This is a genomic window from Spirillospora sp. CA-294931 (genome assembly GCF_050946795.1).
GTDB lineage: Bacteria > Actinomycetota > Actinomycetes > Streptosporangiales > Streptosporangiaceae > Spirillospora.
Genome location: NZ_CP192006.1, coordinates 731,986 through 752,051 on the forward strand (window position 1 = coordinate 731,986; position 20,066 = coordinate 752,051).

General features: G+C 69.9%; 18 protein-coding genes. 13 read left to right on the top strand and 5 right to left on the bottom strand.

Annotated features, from left to right (window positions below):
- Positions 1 to 57 precede the first annotated feature (57 nt).
- Positions 58 to 1,089 (top strand): 5-methyltetrahydropteroyltriglutamate--homocysteine methyltransferase, encoded by a 1,032-nt coding sequence (locus ACQPY4_RS03435; protein ID WP_433332298.1) that lies wholly within the window; start codon positions 58 to 60, stop codon positions 1,087 to 1,089.
- 172 nt (positions 1,090 to 1,261) lie between these two features.
- Positions 1,262 to 1,723: a hemerythrin domain-containing protein gene (locus ACQPY4_RS03440; protein ID WP_433332300.1), complete on the top strand. Its 462-nt coding sequence runs from the start codon at positions 1,262 to 1,264 to the stop codon at positions 1,721 to 1,723.
- Positions 1,724 to 1,726: 3 nt separating this feature from the next.
- On the opposite strand, the gene ACQPY4_RS03445 is transcribed toward ACQPY4_RS03440, so the two are convergent.
- A complete protein-coding gene (locus ACQPY4_RS03445) occupies positions 1,727 to 2,041 on the bottom strand; it encodes a hypothetical protein (protein ID WP_433332302.1) in 315 nt (104 codons plus the stop codon).
- Between the two features lie 34 nt (positions 2,042 to 2,075).
- Here ACQPY4_RS03445 and ACQPY4_RS03450 point away from each other — a divergent pair, with 34 nt between their 5' ends.
- The gene (locus tag ACQPY4_RS03450) at positions 2,076 to 2,411 is read left to right on the top strand and encodes a hypothetical protein (RefSeq protein ID WP_433332304.1); all 336 of its coding nucleotides are present in this window, start codon (positions 2,076 to 2,078) and stop codon (positions 2,409 to 2,411) included.
- A 386-nt stretch (positions 2,412 to 2,797) separates the two neighbouring features.
- Here ACQPY4_RS03450 and ACQPY4_RS03455 read toward each other — a convergent pair whose 3' ends face one another.
- Positions 2,798 to 3,205, bottom strand: coding sequence for a hypothetical protein (locus ACQPY4_RS03455; protein ID WP_433332306.1), 408 nt, complete (start codon positions 3,203 to 3,205; stop codon positions 2,798 to 2,800).
- Positions 3,206 to 3,307: 102 nt separating this feature from the next.
- On the opposite strand from ACQPY4_RS03455, the gene ACQPY4_RS03460 reads away from it, so the two are divergent.
- The 8 genes from ACQPY4_RS03460 to fxsT all read left to right on the top strand — a co-directional run bounded on the left by ACQPY4_RS03460 (position 3,308) and on the right by fxsT (position 14,221).
- Complete coding sequence (locus tag ACQPY4_RS03460; protein ID WP_433332308.1) at positions 3,308 to 4,183, top strand: DUF4231 domain-containing protein; 876 nt, start codon at positions 3,308 to 3,310, stop codon at positions 4,181 to 4,183.
- A gap of 12 nt (positions 4,184 to 4,195) precedes the next feature.
- Positions 4,196 to 4,696: a hypothetical protein gene (locus tag ACQPY4_RS03465; protein WP_433332310.1), complete on the top strand. Its 501-nt coding sequence runs from the start codon at positions 4,196 to 4,198 to the stop codon at positions 4,694 to 4,696.
- A gap of 115 nt (positions 4,697 to 4,811) precedes the next feature.
- Positions 4,812 to 5,600, top strand: a complete 789-nt coding sequence (locus ACQPY4_RS03470; RefSeq protein ID WP_433332312.1) for an aminoglycoside N(3)-acetyltransferase — start codon at positions 4,812 to 4,814, stop codon at positions 5,598 to 5,600.
- 227 nt (positions 5,601 to 5,827) lie between these two features.
- Positions 5,828 to 6,037, top strand: coding sequence for a hypothetical protein (locus ACQPY4_RS03475; protein WP_433332314.1), 210 nt, complete (start codon positions 5,828 to 5,830; stop codon positions 6,035 to 6,037).
- Positions 6,038 to 6,080: 43 nt separating this feature from the next.
- Positions 6,081 to 8,417, top strand: a complete 2,337-nt coding sequence (locus ACQPY4_RS03480; protein ID WP_433332316.1) for an FxsB family cyclophane-forming radical SAM/SPASM peptide maturase — start codon at positions 6,081 to 6,083, stop codon at positions 8,415 to 8,417.
- 68 nt (positions 8,418 to 8,485) lie between these two features.
- Positions 8,486 to 9,106 (top strand): TIR-like protein FxsC, encoded by a 621-nt coding sequence (locus ACQPY4_RS03485; protein ID WP_433332318.1) that lies wholly within the window; start codon positions 8,486 to 8,488, stop codon positions 9,104 to 9,106.
- Positions 9,106 to 10,323 (top strand): TIR-like protein FxsC, encoded by a 1,218-nt coding sequence (locus ACQPY4_RS03490; RefSeq protein WP_433332320.1) that lies wholly within the window; start codon positions 9,106 to 9,108, stop codon positions 10,321 to 10,323. Before ACQPY4_RS03485 ends, ACQPY4_RS03490 begins: the two co-directional genes overlap by 1 nt.
- A complete protein-coding gene (gene fxsT, locus ACQPY4_RS03495) occupies positions 10,316 to 14,221 on the top strand; it encodes an FxSxx-COOH system tetratricopeptide repeat protein (protein WP_433332322.1) in 3,906 nt (1,301 codons plus the stop codon). Before ACQPY4_RS03490 ends, fxsT begins: the two co-directional genes overlap by 8 nt.
- 20 nt (positions 14,222 to 14,241) lie before the next feature.
- On the opposite strand, the gene ACQPY4_RS03500 is transcribed toward fxsT, so the two are convergent.
- The 3 genes from ACQPY4_RS03500 to ACQPY4_RS03510 form a co-directional block, all read right to left on the bottom strand.
- Positions 14,242 to 15,075, bottom strand: a complete 834-nt coding sequence (locus ACQPY4_RS03500; protein WP_433338786.1) for an alpha/beta fold hydrolase — start codon at positions 15,073 to 15,075, stop codon at positions 14,242 to 14,244.
- A 683-nt stretch (positions 15,076 to 15,758) separates the two neighbouring features.
- Entirely contained in the window at positions 15,759 to 16,925 is a 1,167-nt protein-coding gene (locus tag ACQPY4_RS03505; RefSeq protein WP_433332324.1) for a hypothetical protein, read from the bottom strand.
- Positions 16,926 to 17,031: 106 nt separating this feature from the next.
- Positions 17,032 to 18,534, bottom strand: a complete 1,503-nt coding sequence (locus ACQPY4_RS03510) for a peptidoglycan D,D-transpeptidase FtsI family protein (protein ID WP_433332326.1) — start codon at positions 18,532 to 18,534, stop codon at positions 17,032 to 17,034.
- A 231-nt stretch (positions 18,535 to 18,765) separates the two neighbouring features.
- Here ACQPY4_RS03510 and ACQPY4_RS03515 point away from each other — a divergent pair, with 231 nt between their 5' ends.
- Entirely contained in the window at positions 18,766 to 19,344 is a 579-nt protein-coding gene (locus ACQPY4_RS03515) for a hypothetical protein (protein ID WP_433332328.1), read from the top strand.
- 81 nt (positions 19,345 to 19,425) lie between these two features.
- Positions 19,426 to 20,046, top strand: a complete 621-nt coding sequence (locus ACQPY4_RS03520; protein ID WP_433332330.1) for a class F sortase — start codon at positions 19,426 to 19,428, stop codon at positions 20,044 to 20,046.
- Positions 20,047 to 20,066: the final 20 nt, after the last annotated feature.

The window sequence follows — 20,066 nt, forward strand, 5'->3', positions numbered from 1 at the left end:
GAATTACGGTCGCGTGCCGTGATTGATCGGCAACAGTTCGTTATTTACGCTCGCGCAATGAGCATCCCCACAGAGCCGATCGGCAGCGTCCCCAGGTCCGCCGAACTCTTGCAGGAGATGAACGACGCCGCCGCCCAGGACCGGGCCGTGGCCGACACGATCCGCCGTTTCGAACAGGCCGGATCCCCCGTCGTCACCGACGGCGAACAGACCAAGCCGAGCTTCGCGACCTATCCGCTGACCGGGCTGGACACCCTGGCGCCGGACGGGGCCGTCATCCCCTTCGCCGACGGCCACCACCGCCAGTTGCCCCGTCTCACCGCGGGCCCCTTCCGCTACCAGGTGCACGCCGACCACTACCTCCGCGCGGCCCAGCGGCACGCGACCGTCCCGGTCAAGCAGGCGGTGATCGCCCCGTCGGCGCTCAGCCTGCTGTACCCGGCCGACGGCCTGGACGACTACCCGCGCGACAAGTTCCTCCAGGACCTGGTCGCCGAGTCCGAGGCCGACATCCGCCGCTGCCTGGAGGCCGGGGCCCATGTCGTCCAGCTCGACTTCACCGAGGGACGCCTGGCGCTCAAGCTCGACCCGAGCGGCGGGGTGCTCGCCGACTTCCTCGCGCTGATCACCCGGGTGCTCGAACGCTTCACCGAGGACGAGCGGGCGCGCATCGGCGTCCACACGTGCCCCGGGGGCGACCAGGACTCCACCCACAGCCTCGACATCGATTACGCGGGCCTGCTTCCGGGCCTGCTCGGCCTCCCGGTGGGCAACTTCTACGTCCAGCTGGCCAGCGAGCCCGACCCCGAGCGGGTGCTGAGGCTGGCCGCCGAGCACCTGCGTCCCGACGCCCGGATCTTCGTCGGCGTCATCGACCCCATCGACCCCCGCGTCGAGACCCCCGAAGAGGTGCGCGACCGCACGCTCGCCGCGGCCCGGCACCTGCCGGCCGAGCGGCTCGGCACCTGCGACGACTGCGGCTTCTCGCCGTTCGCCGACGACACCTCCACCTCGCGCGAGACCGCGTTCGCCAAGGTCGCGGCGCGCGTCCAGGGCACCGCGCTGGCCGCCGAGACCCTCGGCATCTGAGGCTCGCCGCCGATCCCGCACCGGGTGGGTCCGGTGCGGGGCCGGGCTTGACGATCATGACGATGCCTGGTGAAATCCCGTCTCAGCGTCGCGTGCACCCGGCAAACAGGTCGTCGCGGGCATGGAGGCGCCGACACAAACGGGAAACACCCTGAATTCCACCGACCGCCTCATGGCCTTCGGCAGCCAGCTGATCGAGGTCCATGCCTGGCTCCGGGACGAGCTCGCCCACCTGCGCGACGATGTCGACGCCTATCTCGACGGCGGGGGCGTGCGCCCCCGGGAGCTGCGGGCCCACTGCCTGACGTTCTGCTCGGCCCTGGAGACCCACCACACCGGCGAAGACCACGGCGCCTTCCCCGTGCTGGAGGACGCCTACCCCGAACTGCGTCCCGTCCTGACCCAGCTGCGCAGCGACCACGGCATGATGTCGTGGATCATCGGCAAGCTGGAGAAGCTGGTCGACGGGCTGGAGACGGCCGCCGACCCCGAGGCGGTGCGCACCGAGCTCGACGGCCTGGCCGCCGTGATGGAGACGCACTTCCGCTACGAGGAGAAGAAGATCGTGGAGGCGCTCAACGGCCTCGACCGGCCCGAATGGGACGGCGAGACGCCGCCCTTCCTCCAGATGTAGCGGCTAACCGAGCGGTACGTACTCGTGCGGGGCACCGGCGGGCAGAGCGCTCAGCGCCCGGACGAACTCGTCCTCGGACCTGGCCTGGTAGATCGGCAGGAACATCGGGTTGGAGCCGAAGCTCCACACCGCCCCGCTGCTCTTGATGACGATCAGTGGCCCGTTCCCGTATGTCATCGCGCTCTGGTCGCCGTCGAGGTACTCGTCCGGCTGGGTGTCGATGGAGTAGGCGTACCCGAGGTCGGACACGCGCCGCTCGATATGGCGCCACCCGTACCGCGCCCGCATCCACTCGACAAGACGTTCTCGCGTGAGCATCCGGAAATGATAGGCGTTCTGGGAGAATTCGATCATGACTTCACTCAACGGGCTGCGGTTCAGGGCGCTCGTGGACGTGGCCGGCGGCGAGATCACCCCGGCGACCACGTTCACCTACTACGAGGAGGACGGCCAGGTCTGGGGCGACTACCGGGGCGGGGCGATCCGCCGCGGGCACCTGGTCGGGACCCGCGACGGCGACACCGTCGACTTCCGCTACGTCCAACTGAACACCGACGGCGAAACCAACTCCGGGCACTGCGTGTCCAGAGTGAGCACGCTGCCGGACGGCCGGGTGCGGCTCGACGAGACCTGGGAGTGGGAGTCCCGCGAGGGCAACGGCACCTCAGCCGTCGAGCAGATCTCCTGACCCACGCGACACCAGAATCCCGACCCGCGCGACACCAGAGTCCTGACCCGCGCGACACCAGAGTCCTGACCCGCGCGACACCAGAGTCCTGACCCGCGCGACACCAGAGTCCCGACCTGCGCGACACCAGAGTCCCGACCTGCGCGACACCAGAGTCCCGACCTGCGCGACACCAGAGTCCCGACCTGCGCGACACCAGAGTCCCGACCTGCGCGACACCAGAGTCCTGACCCGCGCGACACCAGAGTCCCGACCCGCGCGACACCAGAGTCCCGACCCGCGCGACACCAGAGTCCCGACCCGCGCGACACCAGAGTCCCGACCTGCGCGACACCAGAGTCCCCGCCACGGCGCCGGACGCCAGGGCGGGACTCGGAGCGCCCGGGTCAGGCCGGGGCCTTGTCCGTCCATTCGGTGACGGCGTAGGCCTCGTACTGGCTCAGCTCGCCGGGCCGGTGGTGACGGCCCGGATGTTGGTTCGCGGTCAGCCTGCGGGGGTTGCCCAGATCACCCGGGGGCAGCGCGATCGCGCCTCGGGGCGGGGTCTTCACCATGTCGCGCACGGCCAGCAGCAGACCCGAGCCCGGGTTGATGATCCACTGCCGGTTGCAGGTGCCGAGCTGCTTGCGCGCGGTGAAGAGGCCGAGCGGCACCGTCGTCGTGATCGGCAGGGAGATGACCGTCCCGGTGCGTCCGAGCGGGTCGGTCGGGAGGGCGGCGATCTGCTTGGCCGTCAGCCCGAAGTACCGCTGGTCGAGCTCCTTGGAGTCCACGCGCCGCGGCGCCGCCTTCATGAAGATGCTCTCTCCCGAACTCCCGTTACGGGTTGTGCCAATCCAGTGCGTAATTTCGCACACACGCTTGACTCCAGAGGTACCTCCGATTCAACTCAAAAGGTGCAGATACTTCTCGGGGCGGGGTATCCCGCACTATTTCTGGCGGCCGACGCCAGCGCGGGAAGCGGTCAGCGGCGGCTGCTCGCCGCGACGGGACTGAGGCTGTTCACCTTGCTCAGCGCCGCCGCGCTCGGAGCGTTCAGCCTCCATGTCGGCGGCCTGGACCTGGCCGCCGTCGGCGCCGCGGCCGGGCTCGGCACGGCCCTGGTCGTCGAGGTGTACCTGCTGACCTACCGTCCCGACCGCCAGTGGTACGAGTCGCGCGCGGCCGCCGAGTCCGCCAAGACGCTGGCCTGGCGCTACGCCGTCGCGGGCCAGCCGTTCGGCCTGAGCGAGGACCAGCGCGGCGCCGAGGCCCTCCTCCTGCGCCGCTTCTCCAAGATCACGGGACATCTGCACGCGATCGTCCAGCCGCCCGGCGGGTCGGGGCTCCAGGTCACCGACGAGATGCGCAGCCTGCGCGCCCTCAGCCTGGCCGAGCGCAGGCACGCCTACCTGGCCGGACGCATCGAGGACCAGCGCGACTGGTACGCCCGCCGCGCCCGCGACCACGGCCGTGGCGCCGCCCGCTGGTCGGTGTTCATGGCCGCCATGGAGGCGTTCGGCCTGGTCGCCGCCATCCTCAACGCCGTCGGCGCCATCGACGTCGACCTCCCCGGCATCGCCGGCGCCGTGGCCGCCGGGGCGCTGGCCTGGCTCCAGACCCGCCAGCACCACCAGCTGGCCAGCGCCTACACCATCGCCGCCCAGGAACTGGGCGACATCGCGTCCCGTATCGAGTGGCCCGAGACCGAACCGGAATGGGCGCACTTCGTCGACGAGGTCGAGGAAGCCATCTCAAGGGAACACACCCTCTGGTGGGCCTCGCACGTCTGAGGAAAGGAACCCATGCGCATCGCCATCACCGGCCACCGGGACCTCGACTGCCACACGACCGACCTGGTCGAGGCCGAGATCCGCGCCCTGCTCGCCCGTTTCGGCCGCAACATCGTCGGCGTCTCGTGCCTGGCCGCCGGCGCCGACCAGATCTTCGCCCGCGCCGTCCTGAACCTCGGCGGACGGCTGGAGGTCGTCCTACCCTGGGCGGGCTACGAGACCACCCTCGCGGGCCGCGCCCGCCGCGGCTTCGACGAACTCCGGACCCGCGCGTCCGCCACCCGCGTCCTCACCCGCCTGGGCCAGGACTCCCACTCCTACCTCGCCGCCGGTCTCCGCCTGCTGGACGACGCCGACGCCCTGATCGCCGTCTGGGACGGCCACGCCGCCCGAGGCCGCGGCGGCACCGCCGAAATAGCCCACCACGCCCGCCAACGCCACCTCCCCGTCCACAGAGTCTGGCCCCCCACCGCCACCCGAACCACGGCCCTCCGAAGCCAGGCCACCCCGTAGCTCTCGCCGCATGCTCTCGCCAGTAAGGCCCGCCACCCGTGACGCCTGCTCGCCCCAGGCTGGGATGACGCGGGCCTAAGGTCGAGGCGTGGGACGGCGATCTGGGGCGGCGGGCGTGCGGCCCGCGTCCTTTGACGGGCTTGCGGGAGACCTGCGGGCGCTTGGGATCCGGGCGGGGCGGCATCTGCTGGTGCATTGCTCGCTTCGGCGGATCGGGCCTGTGGACGGCGGGGCGGCGACCGTGATGGACGCGCTCCGGGAGGCGATCGGTCCGGACGCCTGCCTTGTGGTCCCGGCGTTCACTCCGGAGAACTCCGGCCGTTGGGCGGAGCGCCGGAAACGCGCCGAGGGGATGACGCCGGGGGAGTACGCCGCGCTGCTGGAGGCGATGCCGGGCTTCGACCGCGACCGCACTCCCGCGCCTCTCATGGGAATGCTGGCCGAAGAGGTGCGCAAGGCGCCGGGGGCCGTGCGCAGCGTCCACCCGCAGACCTCCTTCGCCGCGTTGGGACCCGGGGCGGCGGACCTTGTGGACGATCACGACCCGGACTGCCATCTCGGGGAGCGTTCGCCGCTCGCCCGCCTCTACGAGGCCGACGCCGACATCCTCCTGCTCGGCGTCGGATTCGAGGTTTGCTCCGCGTTCCATCTCGCCGAATACCGCTATCGCGACCCGACGCCCACCCGCACCTATCGATGCAAGGTCATGCGAGATGGCCGACCGGTGTGGCGGGAATATCGCGACGCGGTCGTGGACGACTCGGATTTCGGGCAGATCGGCGCCGACCTTCGCGTGGGTACTAATGCGGTGTTCTACGGGCCTGTGGGCCATGGACGCGCTTACCGGGTCTCGCTGCCGAGGGCCGTTGATTTCGCGGTCAAACGGCTGGCCGACCTGCGCTGACCGCGAGTCAGGAGCAAAGAGTCAAGGGCCTTCTTTCGGCGCCTCGGAGTCGAACCAGGCGCCCTGGTCTGGCCGAATACAGCCAGCCGTCAGGTGGCGTGCGACCGCTGCTGACAAAGGGATACTCATCGCCTACCCTGATCAGGATACTCCCGGCTTGCTGCCGTCTCGAATGAGAGCACTGACCTGGTGCGCACTGTCAAGCTTCTACTGGTTGGGATGCGGTCATGGAGTTCACCTCTGACGAACGAATCACTGAGAATACGGTCGCGCTGCTCGAAGATCTGGACGACAAGCCGCTCGCGCTGATTGCTCGTTCGGGTGCGGCCAAAGCGGTCGTGGACGCTGTTGTCCCCGAACCGGGGCCGGTCACTCAGTTCACGGTCGCCGGTTTCAATTCCTTCATTCCCGGGCCTGTGGTGACGCCGCCGCGGTGACCACTCGATTATGGCCGCGACGATAGACCAATATGTCCTTAAGGTGCATGGCAGGTGCGACCTGGCATGTGCTCATTGCTATGTCTATCGTCATGCGGACACCAGTTGGGCGGCCAAACCCGCGCGGATCAGCGCCCGGGTCGTCCGCCGGGCCGCCGAGCGGATCGCCGAGCACTGCGCCGAGCGGAACCTGCCCGAGGTGGCCGTCGTCCTGCACGGGGGCGAACCGCTGCTGGTGGGCCACCAGGCGATGCGCGACGTCCTGGCCGAGTTGAAGGACGTCCTCGGGCGGGTCACCGAACCGCGCCTGCACATCCAGACCAACGGGGTCCGGCTCGACCCGGCGTTCTGCGAGCTGTTCACCGAGTTCGAGGTCGGTGTCGGCGTCTCGCTCGACGGCGACCGCGCGTCCAACGACCGGCACCGGGTCTTCGCCTCGGGCCGCACCAGCCATCCGCAGACGCTCCGGGCCCTGGCGCTTTTGCGCGAGTACCCCTCCATCTACTCGGGCGTCCTGTGCACCATCGACGTCCGCAACGACCCGATCGCGGTCTACGAGGCGCTGCTCGCGGAGTCGCCCCCGGGGGTCGACCTCCTGTTGCCGCACGCCACCTGGGACGATCCGCCGCTGCGGCCGGACGGAGCCGCGACACCGTACGCCGACTGGCTCGGACGGCTGCACGCGCGCTGGGTCGCCGACGGACGTCCCGTCCCCATCCGGCTCTTCGACTCGCTGGCGTCCCTGGCACGAGGCGGCCCGAGCTGGACCGAGGCGATCGGCCCCGGCGCCGTCGGCATGCTGACGATCGAAACCGACGGCGGCTGGGAACTGGCGGACTCCCTCAAGACCGCCTACGACGGCGCGCCCGCCACGGGCATGGACATCTTCGCCCACTCGGTCGCCGAGGCGGCGGCCCATCCGCGCGCCGCCGTCCGCGCCACGGCGCGCGCGAGCCTGTCCCCCGAATGCCGTGCCTGCTCGGTCGTCGACCTGTGCGGCGGGGGCCTCTACGCCCACCGCTACCGCACGGGTTCGGGCTTCGCCAACCCGTCCGTCTACTGTCCCGACCTGCTCACCTTCATCACCCGGACCTTCCCCCGAGCCGGCCGCCCGGCCGCCCCGTCGAAGGCGCGCCATGGCGTCCACCTGAACGACGCCCAAGCGTCCCCGCGTGCGCTCGTCATAGCGGACGCCGGTGAACGTCCCGAGACTCGGCGGGATGCTGCTTCGGCCGCTCGTGCGGGGGCTGGGCGAGTCGTCAGAGCCTTGGCTCGTGGGACCGGGGACGTTGGAGCTTGGCGGGTCCTGGACGCCAGTCACGCGCACCTGGGGCGGGTGATGACCGCCGAGGTGGCGGGCCGGATCGGCGGGGGCACGCTGGGACGGGTGGCGGCGGACGGGTGGGAGCTGTTGTGCGGCCTGGAGGAGGCGCGGCGGGAAGCCGTGCGGGAGGTGTTCGCCTATCCCCTCGTCCAGGCGTGGGCGGCGCGGTGTCTTGGCGCGGACGGACGCACGGCCGAGCTGGACATCGCACATCTGGCGGCGGTGGCGTTGGCGGCCGCTCAGCGGGCCGGAGTCGAGGCCGAGTTGTCTCTGGTCGTGCGTGAGGGAGCGGTGCGTCTGCCTGGGCTCGGCGCCTTCCGGGCGGACGGGACGCTCGTCAGGGTGCGGAGTTCGGCGGACGGGCCGAGGCTGGTCGACGGCGAGGGGGAGTGGCTCGGGCTGCGGCGGCATTCGTCGCGCTGGCTTGCGCCCGTGGTCGATGACCTCGATCCGTTCCGGGGCATGGACTCGGGTCTGCCTCCGGCGGCGCGGCTGTCGGCGAAGGAGTGGGCGCTGTGGGACGAGCAACTCGCCTTCGCCGGGGAAGTGCTGGAACGGTACGTCCCGGAGCATCGGGTCCTGATCTCGGCCGGGCTGCGGGTCGTGGTGCCGCTGGTCCAGGCGCCCGACGGGGCGTATGGCAGTCAGACGTTCCGGCACGCGTTCGGGACGGTGTCCGTGGCCTTCCCCGGCGATCCGGAGGTGCTGGCCGAGCTGCTGTTGCACGAGTTCCAGCACGTGAAGCTGAACGGCCTGCTCGACCTGTGCGACCTGAGCCATCGGGGAAAGGACGTCGAGCTGCGCGTTCCGTGGGTGCGGGAGCCGCGTCCGGTGGAGGCCGCCCTCCACGGCGCTTACGCCTTCGGGGCGGTGGCCGAATTCTGGCGGGCACGGCTGCGCGAGGACGGCCGGGAGCGGTCAAGGGAACGGTTCGCACATTTCCGCGAGCGGGTGGGGGACGTTCCCGAACGGCTCCTGACCTGTGGCGCCCTGACCGCGGCGGGACGCGAGTTCGCGCGGGGCCTGATCGAGACCGGAAACGGGTGGGCGGAATGAGTCGTGGAGCACGGAACCGCGGCGCGGCGCGAACTAGCATCGCCTGAGCCGGGCTCGGAGGTGGCCACGTGACTGCGGAGTACAGGGGCAGCCCCTTGTTCTTCCTTAGTTACGCCCACCCGACGTCCTCGGGCGGGCAGCGGGGGCTGGCGGCCGTGACCGAGTTCTTCACCGAGCTCAGCATGCTGGTTGCCGACCGGGCCGGGCTCCGGGCGGGGGAGATCCCCGGATTCATGGACTCCTCCATCGAGGCGGGGCGCCAGTGGAATCGAGAATTGCGCAGAGCCGTCGGCACCTGCAAGGTCTTCGTGGCGCTGCTGTCGCCGAATTACTTCACCAGTGAATGGTGCGGACGGGAGTGGTGTGCCTTCGCGCGCCGGAGGGTCACCGGTGCCGTCGGGTCCGACACGGCCATCGTTCCCGTGGTCTGGACGCCCTTCATGGAGGACCAGATGCCCAGCCTGGTCAAGGACCCGCAGCACTTCATGCCGCAGGACCCGGTTCGGGTGCAGGTCGCCGAGAGCTACGTCGAGTACGGGCTGAACGGCATGCACTATTCCGGTGACAGCAATTATCAGACCGTTCTCTGGAAGCTGGCGGGCTGTATCGCGAAGATCGCTTATGACTGCGAGGTCGAGCCGTTGATTCTCGAATCCACCGAGCTGTACAACGGCTTCGAGGAGGGGTGATGAAGGAGAATCATCGAGCGCCCCGCTATTTCCTCCTCAGCTATTCGCACATGCCGCCGCTGCCCGGGCAGCTCGAGGGCGACCTCGACCAGTGGGTGCAGCGGTTCTTCGTGGAGCTCTCGGCGCGTGTCGCGGGCCTGGCCGGTCCGAACTCGGGAATCGATCCGGGGTTCTGCGACGTCGACCTGCCACTGGACGCCGACGGCAAGGCGGAGTTCACCGCGGCCCTCGAAACGGCCGAGGTCTTCGTCCCGCTCTACTCGCCCGGCTACTTCTCCCGTTCCAGGACGGGACGGGAATGGACGTGCTTCCACGAGCGGATGCTGCACGCGGGAGTCCCCGACGCCATGAGCCGGATCATCCCGGTGCTGTGGACGCCGCTGCTCGGATCCGAGGAGCGTTCCGAGCTGGCGCGGGCCCTCGCGCTGGGCGAGGGTCGTTCCGCCTACCGCGACCTGGGCCTGCAGGGCCTCAGCCGGTTGCGGCAGTACGAGGCCGACTATGACGCCATCCTCGGCGACCTCGCCGCCCGGATCGTCGCACTCGCCGAGGACGACCCCGTAGGCCCGTCGATGGCGCCCGACCTGAACCAGGTGGCGAGCCGGTTCCGTCCCGACCGCCACTCCTCCTCGTTCGGTGTCGCGGTGGCGGCGCCCTCCGCCGACGACCTGCCGATGGGCGCTCCCGTGGCGGCCTACGGCAAGGACCCGTCGGCGTGGCGGCCGTATGAAGGACAGACCTGCCCGCTCGCCCTCTACGCCCGTGACCAGGCCGAACGGCTCGACTACTCGGTCACCGTCGCCTCGGTCGGGGCCGTCCCCGAGCCGCTGGGCGACCGGGCCGGGGTCGTGCTGATCGATCCCTGGTTCGTCGCCGGCGAGGAGGGACCCGAGCGGCTCCGGGCACTGCTCGACGGCCTGCCCGCCTGGGTGCTCCCGGTGGTCGTCCAGGACGCGCCGGAAGATCCGAGGAAAGCGCCTCTCATCGCGGAGGTGCTGGATATCGTTTACTCCGCCGGAGTGGTCCGCCGAGGCCCGGCCCGCGCGGCGGTCGACGGCGTGACCTCGCTGAAGGCGTTCGTCGCCCTCATGCCCTTCGTCGTCAGCGAGGCCGAGCGCCTCTACCTGGCCCGCGACCCGGCTCCCAAGCCGCCGCGCCGGACGTCACGACAGGGCGGAACGTCCGCGGCCGATGTCGGGGGAGGACAGGATGACTGAGGGTTCCGGCGGACGGATCGTCACGTTCTACAGCTATAAGGGGGGCACCGGGCGCACGATGGCGCTGGCCAACGTCGCCTGGATCCTCGCGGCCAACGGCAAGCGGGTGCTGGTCGCCGACTGGGACCTGGAGTCCCCCGGCCTGCACAAGTTCTTCGCGCCGTTCATCGACGTCGACGTCCGCGACGCGCGCGGCGTCATCGACCTGATCCGCGGCTACCGCCGCGACTACGACCGGCTCGCCGACGACCCGGTCGGGCCGGACGGAAACCCCGACCAGCTGCGAGCCCTCATCAACGACAGCGTCAAGGTCCAGCGGCACGCCTTCTCGCTGAACTGGACGTCCTTCCCCGAAGGCGCGACCCTCGACTTTCTTCCGGCCGGCAAGCAGAACACCGAATACGCCGCCGTCCTCAACGCCGTCGACTGGGAGGCGTTCTACAACCGCCAGGAGGGCTCGGACTTCCTGGACGCCCTGCGTGCCGACATGAAGCGGTGTTACGACTACGTCCTGATCGACAGCAGGACGGGACTCGGCGATGTCGCCGACATCTGCACCAAGCAGCTCCCGGACGTCCTGGTCGACTGCTTCACGCTGAGCAACCAGGGCATCGAGGGGGCGGCGAACATCGCCACCTCGATCCAGACCAGGTACGGGCGTCACCGGGGCATCCGCGTCCTGCCGGTCCCCATGCGCGTCGACCCGGGGGAGAAGGAACGCGCCGACCGAGGCCACCAGTACGCCGTGCGCAAGTTCGCCGGGCTCCCGAGTGGCATGGACGACACCGAGCGCCGCGATTACTGGACCGACGTCGAGGTCCCGTATGTGGCGTACTACTCCTACGAGGAGATCCTGGCGACCTTCGGCGACCCGGTCGGCTCGCCCAAGAATCTGCTCGGCGCCTACGAGCGGCTCACCGGCCACATCACCGATGGGCAGATCGCCAAGTGCCCCGCGATGAACGAGGATCTCCGCACCGGCACGGTGAAGCTGTTCACACGGCAGCGTCCCTCGGACACGCCGAACATCGTCCTGGACCACGCGGCCGAGGACGGCGCGTGGGGCGACTGGCTCAGAGAGGTCCTGACCAGCGCCGGGGTCAAGGTCCTCGATCCGGGCGAGGTGCTCGGCACGCGCGCCGCCGACGACCTCGAACCCCGGGTGCTGCGGCTCGTGGCGTCCCTGGGAGACAAGGCGCCGGGACCCGCGCAGCCCCACTACATCGTGTACGTCAACGGCGTGAGCCCGGTGAACGAGTACTCCGGCGCCCGGTCCGTCGACCTGTCCGACGACGCCGAGGGCCAGGCGATCGACCGGCTCCTGCAGATGCTCGGGCTGGTGTACCGCCGCCGTGGTCAGACGAGCGTCCGCTACCCGGCCCTCGAGCCGCGGATCGCCAGGACCCTGCCCCGCAACGCGCGGTTCACCGGACGCGAGGAGGACCTCGGCCGCCTGCGCAGGCAACTGCGGGAGCGGGGCAGGGCCGTCGTGGTCCCGGTGACGTTGCAGGGGCTCGGCGGGGTCGGCAAGACCCAGGTCGCGCTGGAATACGTCCATCGATACAAGACCGACTATGACGTCGTGTGGTGGATCGACTGCGGACAGCCACAGTTCGTCGACTCCGCCCTGGCCGACCTCGGCCGGGAGATCGAGTCGAGGTTCGAGCAGATCGCGCCCGCCGGCTCCACCGACCGCGAGATGGCCGCCCTGGTCCTGCAGGCCCTGTCCCGCAACGAGCCGGTCGAGCGCTGGCTGATCGTCTTCGACAACGCCGAGGACGTCGAGGAGCTCAAGCGGTTCGTCCCGTCCGGCCGGGGCCATGTATTGATCACCTCGCGCAACCGCGCGTGGGAGAAGCAGGGCGACACCCTGCCCGTCGACGTCTTCACCAGGGCGGAGAGCGTCACCCACCTGGCCGGACGGGTGCGCGGGATCACCTCGGCCGAGGCCCAGCAGGTCGCCGAGTCGCTGGGCGACCTGCCGCTGGCCGTGGCCGCCGCGGGCGCCTGGCTCGCGGAGACGGGCCGCTCGGTCGCGGACTACCTGGAGGAACTGCGCAAGCCGGGACCGGCACCGCTGGCCGCCAACCAGCTCAAGGACTACTCCGAGCCCGTCGCGCGCGCCTGGGACCTCTCGCTCAAGCAGCTCGGCAAACGGTCACCCGCCGCCGTCCGGCTGTTCGAGCTGTGCTCGCTGCTGGCCCCCGACATCAGCCTGGAGATCTTCAGCGAGCGGACGATGGTCGAGCTGCTGTCGCCGTTCGACCCGGCCCTGCAACCCCCGATGGTGATCGACCGGCTCGTCCGGGAGCTCAACCGCCTGGCGCTGGTCAAGCACGACACCAGCGGCCGCCGGATCCAGGTGCACCGGCTCGTCCAGGTGGTGGTGCGCAGCGGCATGACGCCGGAGCGGCTGGAGGAGACGCGGCGCGACGTCCACCGCGTCCTGGCGGCGGCCCGGCCGAAGGACAGCATCGAGGACCCCAAGAACTGGCCCGGCTTCCGCAGACTCTGGCCTCACCTCGACCCGTCCGAGGCGGAGGGCTCGCCGGACGAGGCCGTCCGCGACCTGCTCCTCGACCGGCTCCGCTACCTGTTCCTCGGCGCCGACAGCGAGCGCGGCCTCGAACTGGGCGAGCGGGTGCAGCGGCGCTGGCAGGAGATGCTGGACGACTTTGACGCCCGCAAGACCGCGCTGCCCAAGCAGCTGCTCCACCTTCAGTTCAACCTCGCCAACGTCATGCGGCAGCTCGACCGCTACACCGAGGCGCTCGCCCTGGACGAGGAGGTGCTCGAAGGCCAGACCCGGCTCCTGGGCGAGGACCACCCGCACCGGCTCATGACGGCCAGCAGCCTGGCCGCCAGCCTGCGCGCGCTCGGCCGGTACCGCGAGGCCCTGGAGATGGACGACCGCACCTACACCACTTGGCGCGAGCTATATGGGGAGGACAACATCCGCACCCTCAGCGCTGCCAACAACCTCGCCACCTGCTACCGGATCGTCGGCCAGCACACCAGGGCCTTCGAGATCGACCAGGCGACCCTCAAGCGGCGCACCGCCACCCAGGGGGCCGAGCACCCCCGGACGATGGACTCCAACTGCAGCCTCGCCCGCGACCTGCTCGAACTGGGGCGCTACGAGGAGGCCGTCACGCGGATGCAGGCGGTCTGGAAGACGTGCATCAAGACCGAGGGCATCGATTCGCGACGGGCGCTGAACGCCCAGGTGCTCCTCGGCGTCGCCCAGCGCAGCGCGGGCAAGAGCAAGGACGCCGAGCGCAACTTCCTGGCCGCCCATGAGGGCCTGATCCGCAGGTTCGGGCCCGAGCACAGCGACTCGCTGGCCTGCCGCGTCAGCAACGCCTCCAACCTGCTGGTCCTGTCCAGGCTCAAGGACGGCGAGCGCGAGATCAGGGAGGTGATGGCCGTGCTCGAGCGGCGTCTGGGCAGCACGCACGCCCACCACCTGGTTTGCGGCGTCAACCTGGCCAGCGCCCTGCGCCTGCTGTCCAACCCGAAGGAGGCCCGCGCGGTCGTCGAGCACGCCAGGGCGGGCCTGAGCGAGGCCCTGGGCGCCGACCACCCGCACACGCTGGCCGCCGTGATGGTGCACGCCACCATCCAGGCCGACCTGGGAGAGCTCGACGAGGCCGAGGCCCTGGAGAGCGACACCGCCGCCCGCATGGCCAAGACCCTCGGCTCCCGCCACCCCGACACCTTGCGCTGCCAGGCCAACCACATGCTCACCAAGAGCGCGATGGGCGACACCTGGGCCGCGGGCGCCCGAGTCAAGGTCTGCGACCAGCTGGAAGAGCTCTTGGGCTCCGGCCACCCGTCCCTGGAGACTCTGAGGGCCAACCGCAGAGTCGTCCGAGCCGTGGACCCGCAGCCCTACTGACCGACGCGCGCGGGCTGGGGCTAGCGCGCCAGGGCGGGGTCGGCGGTGAAGCGGACGTCCTTGGGCGCCGTGACCCAGGCCAGGATCGAGGGCAGAACCTCGACGGCGGTGAAATGGGCGGCACCGCGCTGGACCCAGCTCTCAGCGTGGGGGATCTGCCTGGACAGCCAGATGGTGTGGCGCACGGGTGAGAAACCGTCGTCGGCGCCATGCCACAGCAGCGTCGGAATGGCGCTGCTGATCTCGGCCGGCTCGAAGCCCCAGTGGCGGCGGAAGGCCAGGACGTCGTCCAGCCAGCCGTCCTCGTTGCAGCGCAGCGCCTCGCTGTAGGTCTCGGTGAGCAGGCGCCGGATCCCCATGTCCTCGACGACCCTGCGATCGGCGTCGGCCAGTTGCGGATCGAGGGTGCGCAGCAGGCTCTCGGGGTCGCGCTGGATCTCCAGGGTCTGCTTGATCAGCGTGGACAGCGCCCCGGACTCGTCCCGGTCGATGCTGCTGTACTCGGCGCGGTTGAGGTCGTTCATGCCCTCGTACCAGTCGAGCCCGTCGGCCGTCGCGGGCGCGAGGCTGACCAGCACGGCCAGTTTGGTGATGCGTGCGGCGAGCTCCTCATGGGCGGCACACGCCATCGCGTGCGGACCACCCCCGGAGCGTCCCACGATCGCGAACCGGTCAAGCCCGAGATGCTCGGCGATCCTGAGGACGTCCTCGGCGGCGTGAAAGACGGCCCGCGCCTGCTGGCGTGACGATTCGCCATAGCCGGGCCTGTCATAACTGATCAACCGGACGCCAAGGCGATGAAGCACGATGGTGCGCGGCCGGGGCCCGCTGCGACTGCCGGGTGTGCCATGCATCAGGACGACCGGCAACCCGTCCGAAGGGCCCCGGCACTCCACGGCCAGCTTGCCTCCCGTAGGGGATGTCACATAGTGGTCCACGTGGGCCTCCAGGAGCCGCGAGCGCCGGCGCCCGGCCGAACTCGGGCCTTGGCCTTACCGTCGCCTCAGCCCGGCACGCTGGGCCGCGATGCTGCCGCGGGCTGACAGGTTAGATCGATCAGGTTAGCGGGACGTCTGTACTTTTGACCGCCGGTCTCGGGAAGAGGTTCATCCTCTCTACGCTATTGGACGTTCCGGGGATCTAAGAGGTTCGAAATGGGCCAGCATCGGACAGTCTTCCCTGGACTGATTCGCTTCGACTTTCCCTCCAGGCAAAGTGTAAGCAATATCGGTGAAGTCCGGGATGGGTTGCGAATTGACAGTCTCCGTACCTGGCCGCTGTACGTTCGTAGGAGCCCGGCGCCGGGCCGTCCTCTTTCGTGAAACCCGGCACCCACCAGCGCACTCACTGGCCGCCGCCCGGCCGTCCGACCGTCCCGCCACTGAGTGTTCACCGACGAACCACACTTGTGAGTCGTTGAGTATTTACGTCGTTCGCCCGTTTCGATGGTCGTCTCCGCGACCCGCCCATTAACCCCACTTCGGCCCGAGGTCGCCCCTGGGCGACAACAAGATCGGAACCGGCGCGATCGGCTCGTTCAGCGATGGACAGGGCGCAGGACGCCACCGTGATGCGAACATGCGCCGGGGCGGCCTCCAGACATGCTGACCTTCCGGTCCTTGCACTGGATCATGTAGCCCTTGCCCGTCGTGAAAGCGGGGATGCAGTCGAAATGGCCGCAGACGTCCGGCGCCGGCTCGTAGATGCGCTTTCCCGAACAGAAGGAGTAGCCGTGCGGGTTGGACGGAGCGCCGCACAGCTTCTCGGGCTTGGCCGACCTCACCGGTGGTGGCCGCGTGGACTCCACCGGCGGTGGCCGTGTGGACTCCACCGGCGGAGGACGCGTGCTCGTGATGGTTTGGGGCGGCTTCGCGTGCGTCGTCCGGGTCGGCGGTTTCGGGGTGGGAGAGGTGGGCGAGGCCGATGTCGACGGTGACGTGAGGGTGGCCTCGCGGTTCGGTGGCTGCTGACCCGCGACCACCAAGCCGATCAGGCCGATCAGTACGACCAGAGCGAGCACGCCTGCTACCACGCCCGCGACAATCCGTCCGGCCGGTGCCGGAGTCTCCTCGGGGCGGGCGAGGAGCGGCGGGGGTGGGAAGGCGTGCCGGTGGTTCTCGTGGAGCGCCTCCAGGTGGGCGACGAAGGCGGCGCGGTCGTCCGCGTGCTCGGCGACGCCCTGGGTGAAGGCGAAGCGGAAGGCGGGGACCTCGGACGGGTGGAGCAGGAGGCCGGAGGTCCGCTTCCGGTTGGCCACGTGGATGAGGGTGCAGGGCGAGTGAGGGTCGTGATGAATGGCGACGATCTTGGCATGGGCCCATTCGCGGGTGCCGCCCGTCCCGCGGAAGAGGACGCGGCGGTCGGTCACGAGCGCGATGCCGTGGTCGCGGATGCGATGGGGCGGCCGGCCAGGCGCGGTGCCGAACGTCTCCAGTGAGAAGGCCCGGTGGTCGGCGGCGGCCAGGGGGACGTAGGCGTCCGGCTCCACCATGTAGACGTCGGAGGAGGACCAGAGGGGGAACTCGCCGCGTTTCAGTGGGATCGGGGGCGGGGTGATGGCGTGGGGGAACTGGGCTGCCCTGATCATCGCGCGTAACAGGGTCTCGTCCGAGTGCCAGCGGCCGAGGGCCGCCTCGTGGGCATGGCGTCGTCTCTCGTTCTCTCGCGCGGCCCAGCGGGCGCGGCGTGGCGCGGACCGGTTCATGATCGCCCCTCGATCGATCGGTCAGCGCGAGAGGTGAGGGTGGGGGGCCGGGTCCGCAGCTGGGGCGCTGACGTGGCTTTCTCCCCATTATGGACCCGCGCGGGGATTAGGGCTTGAGGAGTTCGGTCATGATGGCGGCGGCGGTGGGGCCCGCGTGGGTGCCGCCGGAGTCGCGGCCCTCGGTCATCACGGCGAAGGCGTAGCGGGGGTTCTCGATGGGGGAGAAGCCGACGAACCAGCGGGCGTTGATCTTCGAGACCAGGTCGGTCTCGGCGGTGCCGGTCTTTCCGGCGATGCGCATGCCCTGGAGGTTCTTCGCCGTGCCCTGGGAGACGACGGCGCGCATCATCTCCTGGAGCTGTTCGGCGGTCCGCTTCTTGATGGGCTTGCCGAGGACCTTGGGCCGGACGGTGTAGAGCTCGCTCCCGTCCTTGGCCCGGACCTTCTCCACCAGGTAGGGCTTCATCATCGTGCCGTCGTTGGCCACGGCCGAGGCGACCATCGCCATCTGGAGCGGGGTGGAGCGGACGTTCTCCTGGCCGATGCCGGAACGGGCGGTGGAGTCGGCGCCGGTCTTGATGGTCTTTGGCTGGCCGGAGGCGTCCTTGACGGTGGTGTTGACGGGGACGTCGCCTTCGGCGGCGCTGACGTTCGGTTCCACCGCGATGGGCTGGTTGAAGCCGAACCGCCCGGCGCCCGCGTTGAGCTTGTCGATGCCCATGGTGACCGCGAGCCGGCCGAAGGTGCTGTTGCACGACTCGGCGAAGGCGTCGACCAGCGGGGCTCTGCTCGCGCAGTGGCCGGTGTCGTGGGAGTTCTTGAAGAGCGTGCCCGACTCGGGGAGGTGGTAGCGGCCGGTGTGCACCATGCTCGATTTGTCGAGGCCGTTGTTCTCCATGGCGAGGGCGGCGGTCACGATCTTGAAGGTGGAACCGGGCGGGAAGGTCTGGCTCATGGCGTTGTCGATCAGCGGCTTGACCACGCCCTGGCCCTTGTCGAGCTGCTTCAGGCGCTTGGCGCCCTGCAGGCCGGTCTGGGGCGCGACCTCGTTGGGGTCGTAGGACGGGAAGGACGCCAGCACCTTGATCGCGCCGGTCCGGATGTCGATCACGGCGGCGCCGCCTCGGCGTCCGGCGAGCGTCTGGGCCTTGAGCCGGTTGTAGGCGACGGCCTGGGCCTTGGTGTCGAGGGCGAGTTCGAGGTCGGCGCCCTCGGCCTTCTTGCCGATGAAGGTGTCGAACCACCGCTGGTTGGTGATGCGCTTGTCGCGGCCGCCCAGCAGCGAGTTGTAGGCCAGCTCGATCTTCGAGGCGCTGCCGCTGCTGCTGAACATCCCGGTGACCGGTGAGAAGAGCGGGCCCTCGGTGTAGGAACGGCCGTACTTGGGACGGTCCTTGCCCGTCTCGGTGGACGAGGCCAGGGCTTGGCCGTCGGCGAGGATGCGCCCGCGCTCGGCGCTGAAGATGTCCTGGAACCGGCGCTGGTTGTTCGCGTCGTTCTGCAGGTCGTCGGCCCTGCTGCCCTGGACGTAGTTGATCTGGGCCATCAGACCGAAGATCAGAAGCAGGGCGAAGATCGCGACCCTGCGCAGTGGCTTGTCCATGGTCATGGCGTGCTCTTCACCTCGTGCTCGGGACGGGGGCGGTCCGTATGAAGATCATCGCAATGGGTCGACCAGTGTGACGGCTATCACACGAACTTTCGGCGGTCGGTAAAACAGAAAGAACGTCCGAACCGAACGCCATGATCCCCCATCGTATTAGGGCAGAAGGATACGGTGTCAAGAGCTGAAGTTGAAGTAAGCCGCCGTGTCACTATGGGGGAGAATATGCGACTCGGAATGGCAGCCGCTTTCGGCGTTGTCGCCGGCACCATGACGATCGGGCTCGCGGCGCCCGCAATGGCCAGTGCCACCACCGACGTGGTCGTGCAGCCGGGCGAGGTCCGTCCCGGCGAGAAGGTCACGGTCGTCGGAAAGAAGTGCCACACCGACGGCACGGCCGGTTCGCTGGCCTTCGTGGGCGGGGCCGTTCCGCTGAACGGGGCGGAGGAGGTCGAGGGCCGCGCGGGCCTGGCGACCATCAAGAAGGACACCTACCCCGGCACCTACACGGTGCTGGTCAGGTGCGGGGGTTACAAGTCGGTCGGGCACGTCGTCGTGGTGGCGGAGAAGGGCAAGCCCGACCCCAACACGCACGGCACGCCGCCCAAGCACGGCACGCCTTCCCACCACGGGAGCCCGAGCACACACGGCACTCCGAAGCTGCACGCCACCCCGACCGGTGGCGCCAAGACGGGCTTCGGCGGTGGCGCCGGTGACTCCAGCACCGCCCTCCTGGCGGGTGGCGGGGTCCTGCTCCTGGGGGCGCTCGGAGTCGGCACACTGGCCGTCCGCCGTCGCGAGGACGGGGCCTCGTAGGCGACGGACTTTCCCGGAGGCCGCCTCAACGACGAGGCGGCCTCCGGTCCTTTCCATGACCATTCTGAAAGGCGATGGAGAATGCGGAGAAAGGTCGTCCTGTGGGTGCTGGCGGCATTCCTCTTGGCCGTCGGCACGGCCATTGTGCTCGTGGCGCTGAATGGCCCGGCGGGGCCGCCCCAGCCTCCGGCGTGGGCGGCGACTCCGCGTCCTGTCGTCCAGGACGGAACGACGCTGCCCCGCTCCATCCCCACCCGGGTGACCATTCCGTCGATCGGAGTCCGCGCCCCGCTGTCACGGCTGGGGCTGGAGCCGGACGGCTCCGTTCAGGTTCCCCCGGCCGACCGTCCGGGAGAGGCGGGCTGGTACGAAGGCGGCCCCACCCCGGGGGAGCGCGGCCCGGCCGTGATCCTGGGCCACGTCGACTCGCCCAAGGGCGCCGCGGTCTTCTATGACCTGGGCAAGCTGAGGCCCGGTCATCGCATCGAGGTCGGCCGCGCGGACGGCAGGGTCGCGGTGTTCACCGTCGAGTCCATCGAGCGGGTCTCCAAGGACCGGTTCCCCACCCAGCGCGTGTACGGCCCGCGCGATCACGCCGCGCTCCGCCTCGTGACCTGCGGCGGCACCTACGACCGCGCCGAGCGCAGCTACCAGGACAACATCATCGTCTACGCCCCCCAGACCGCCGTGAGGCAGCTCTGAGGGGCGTGGACGGCGAAGGG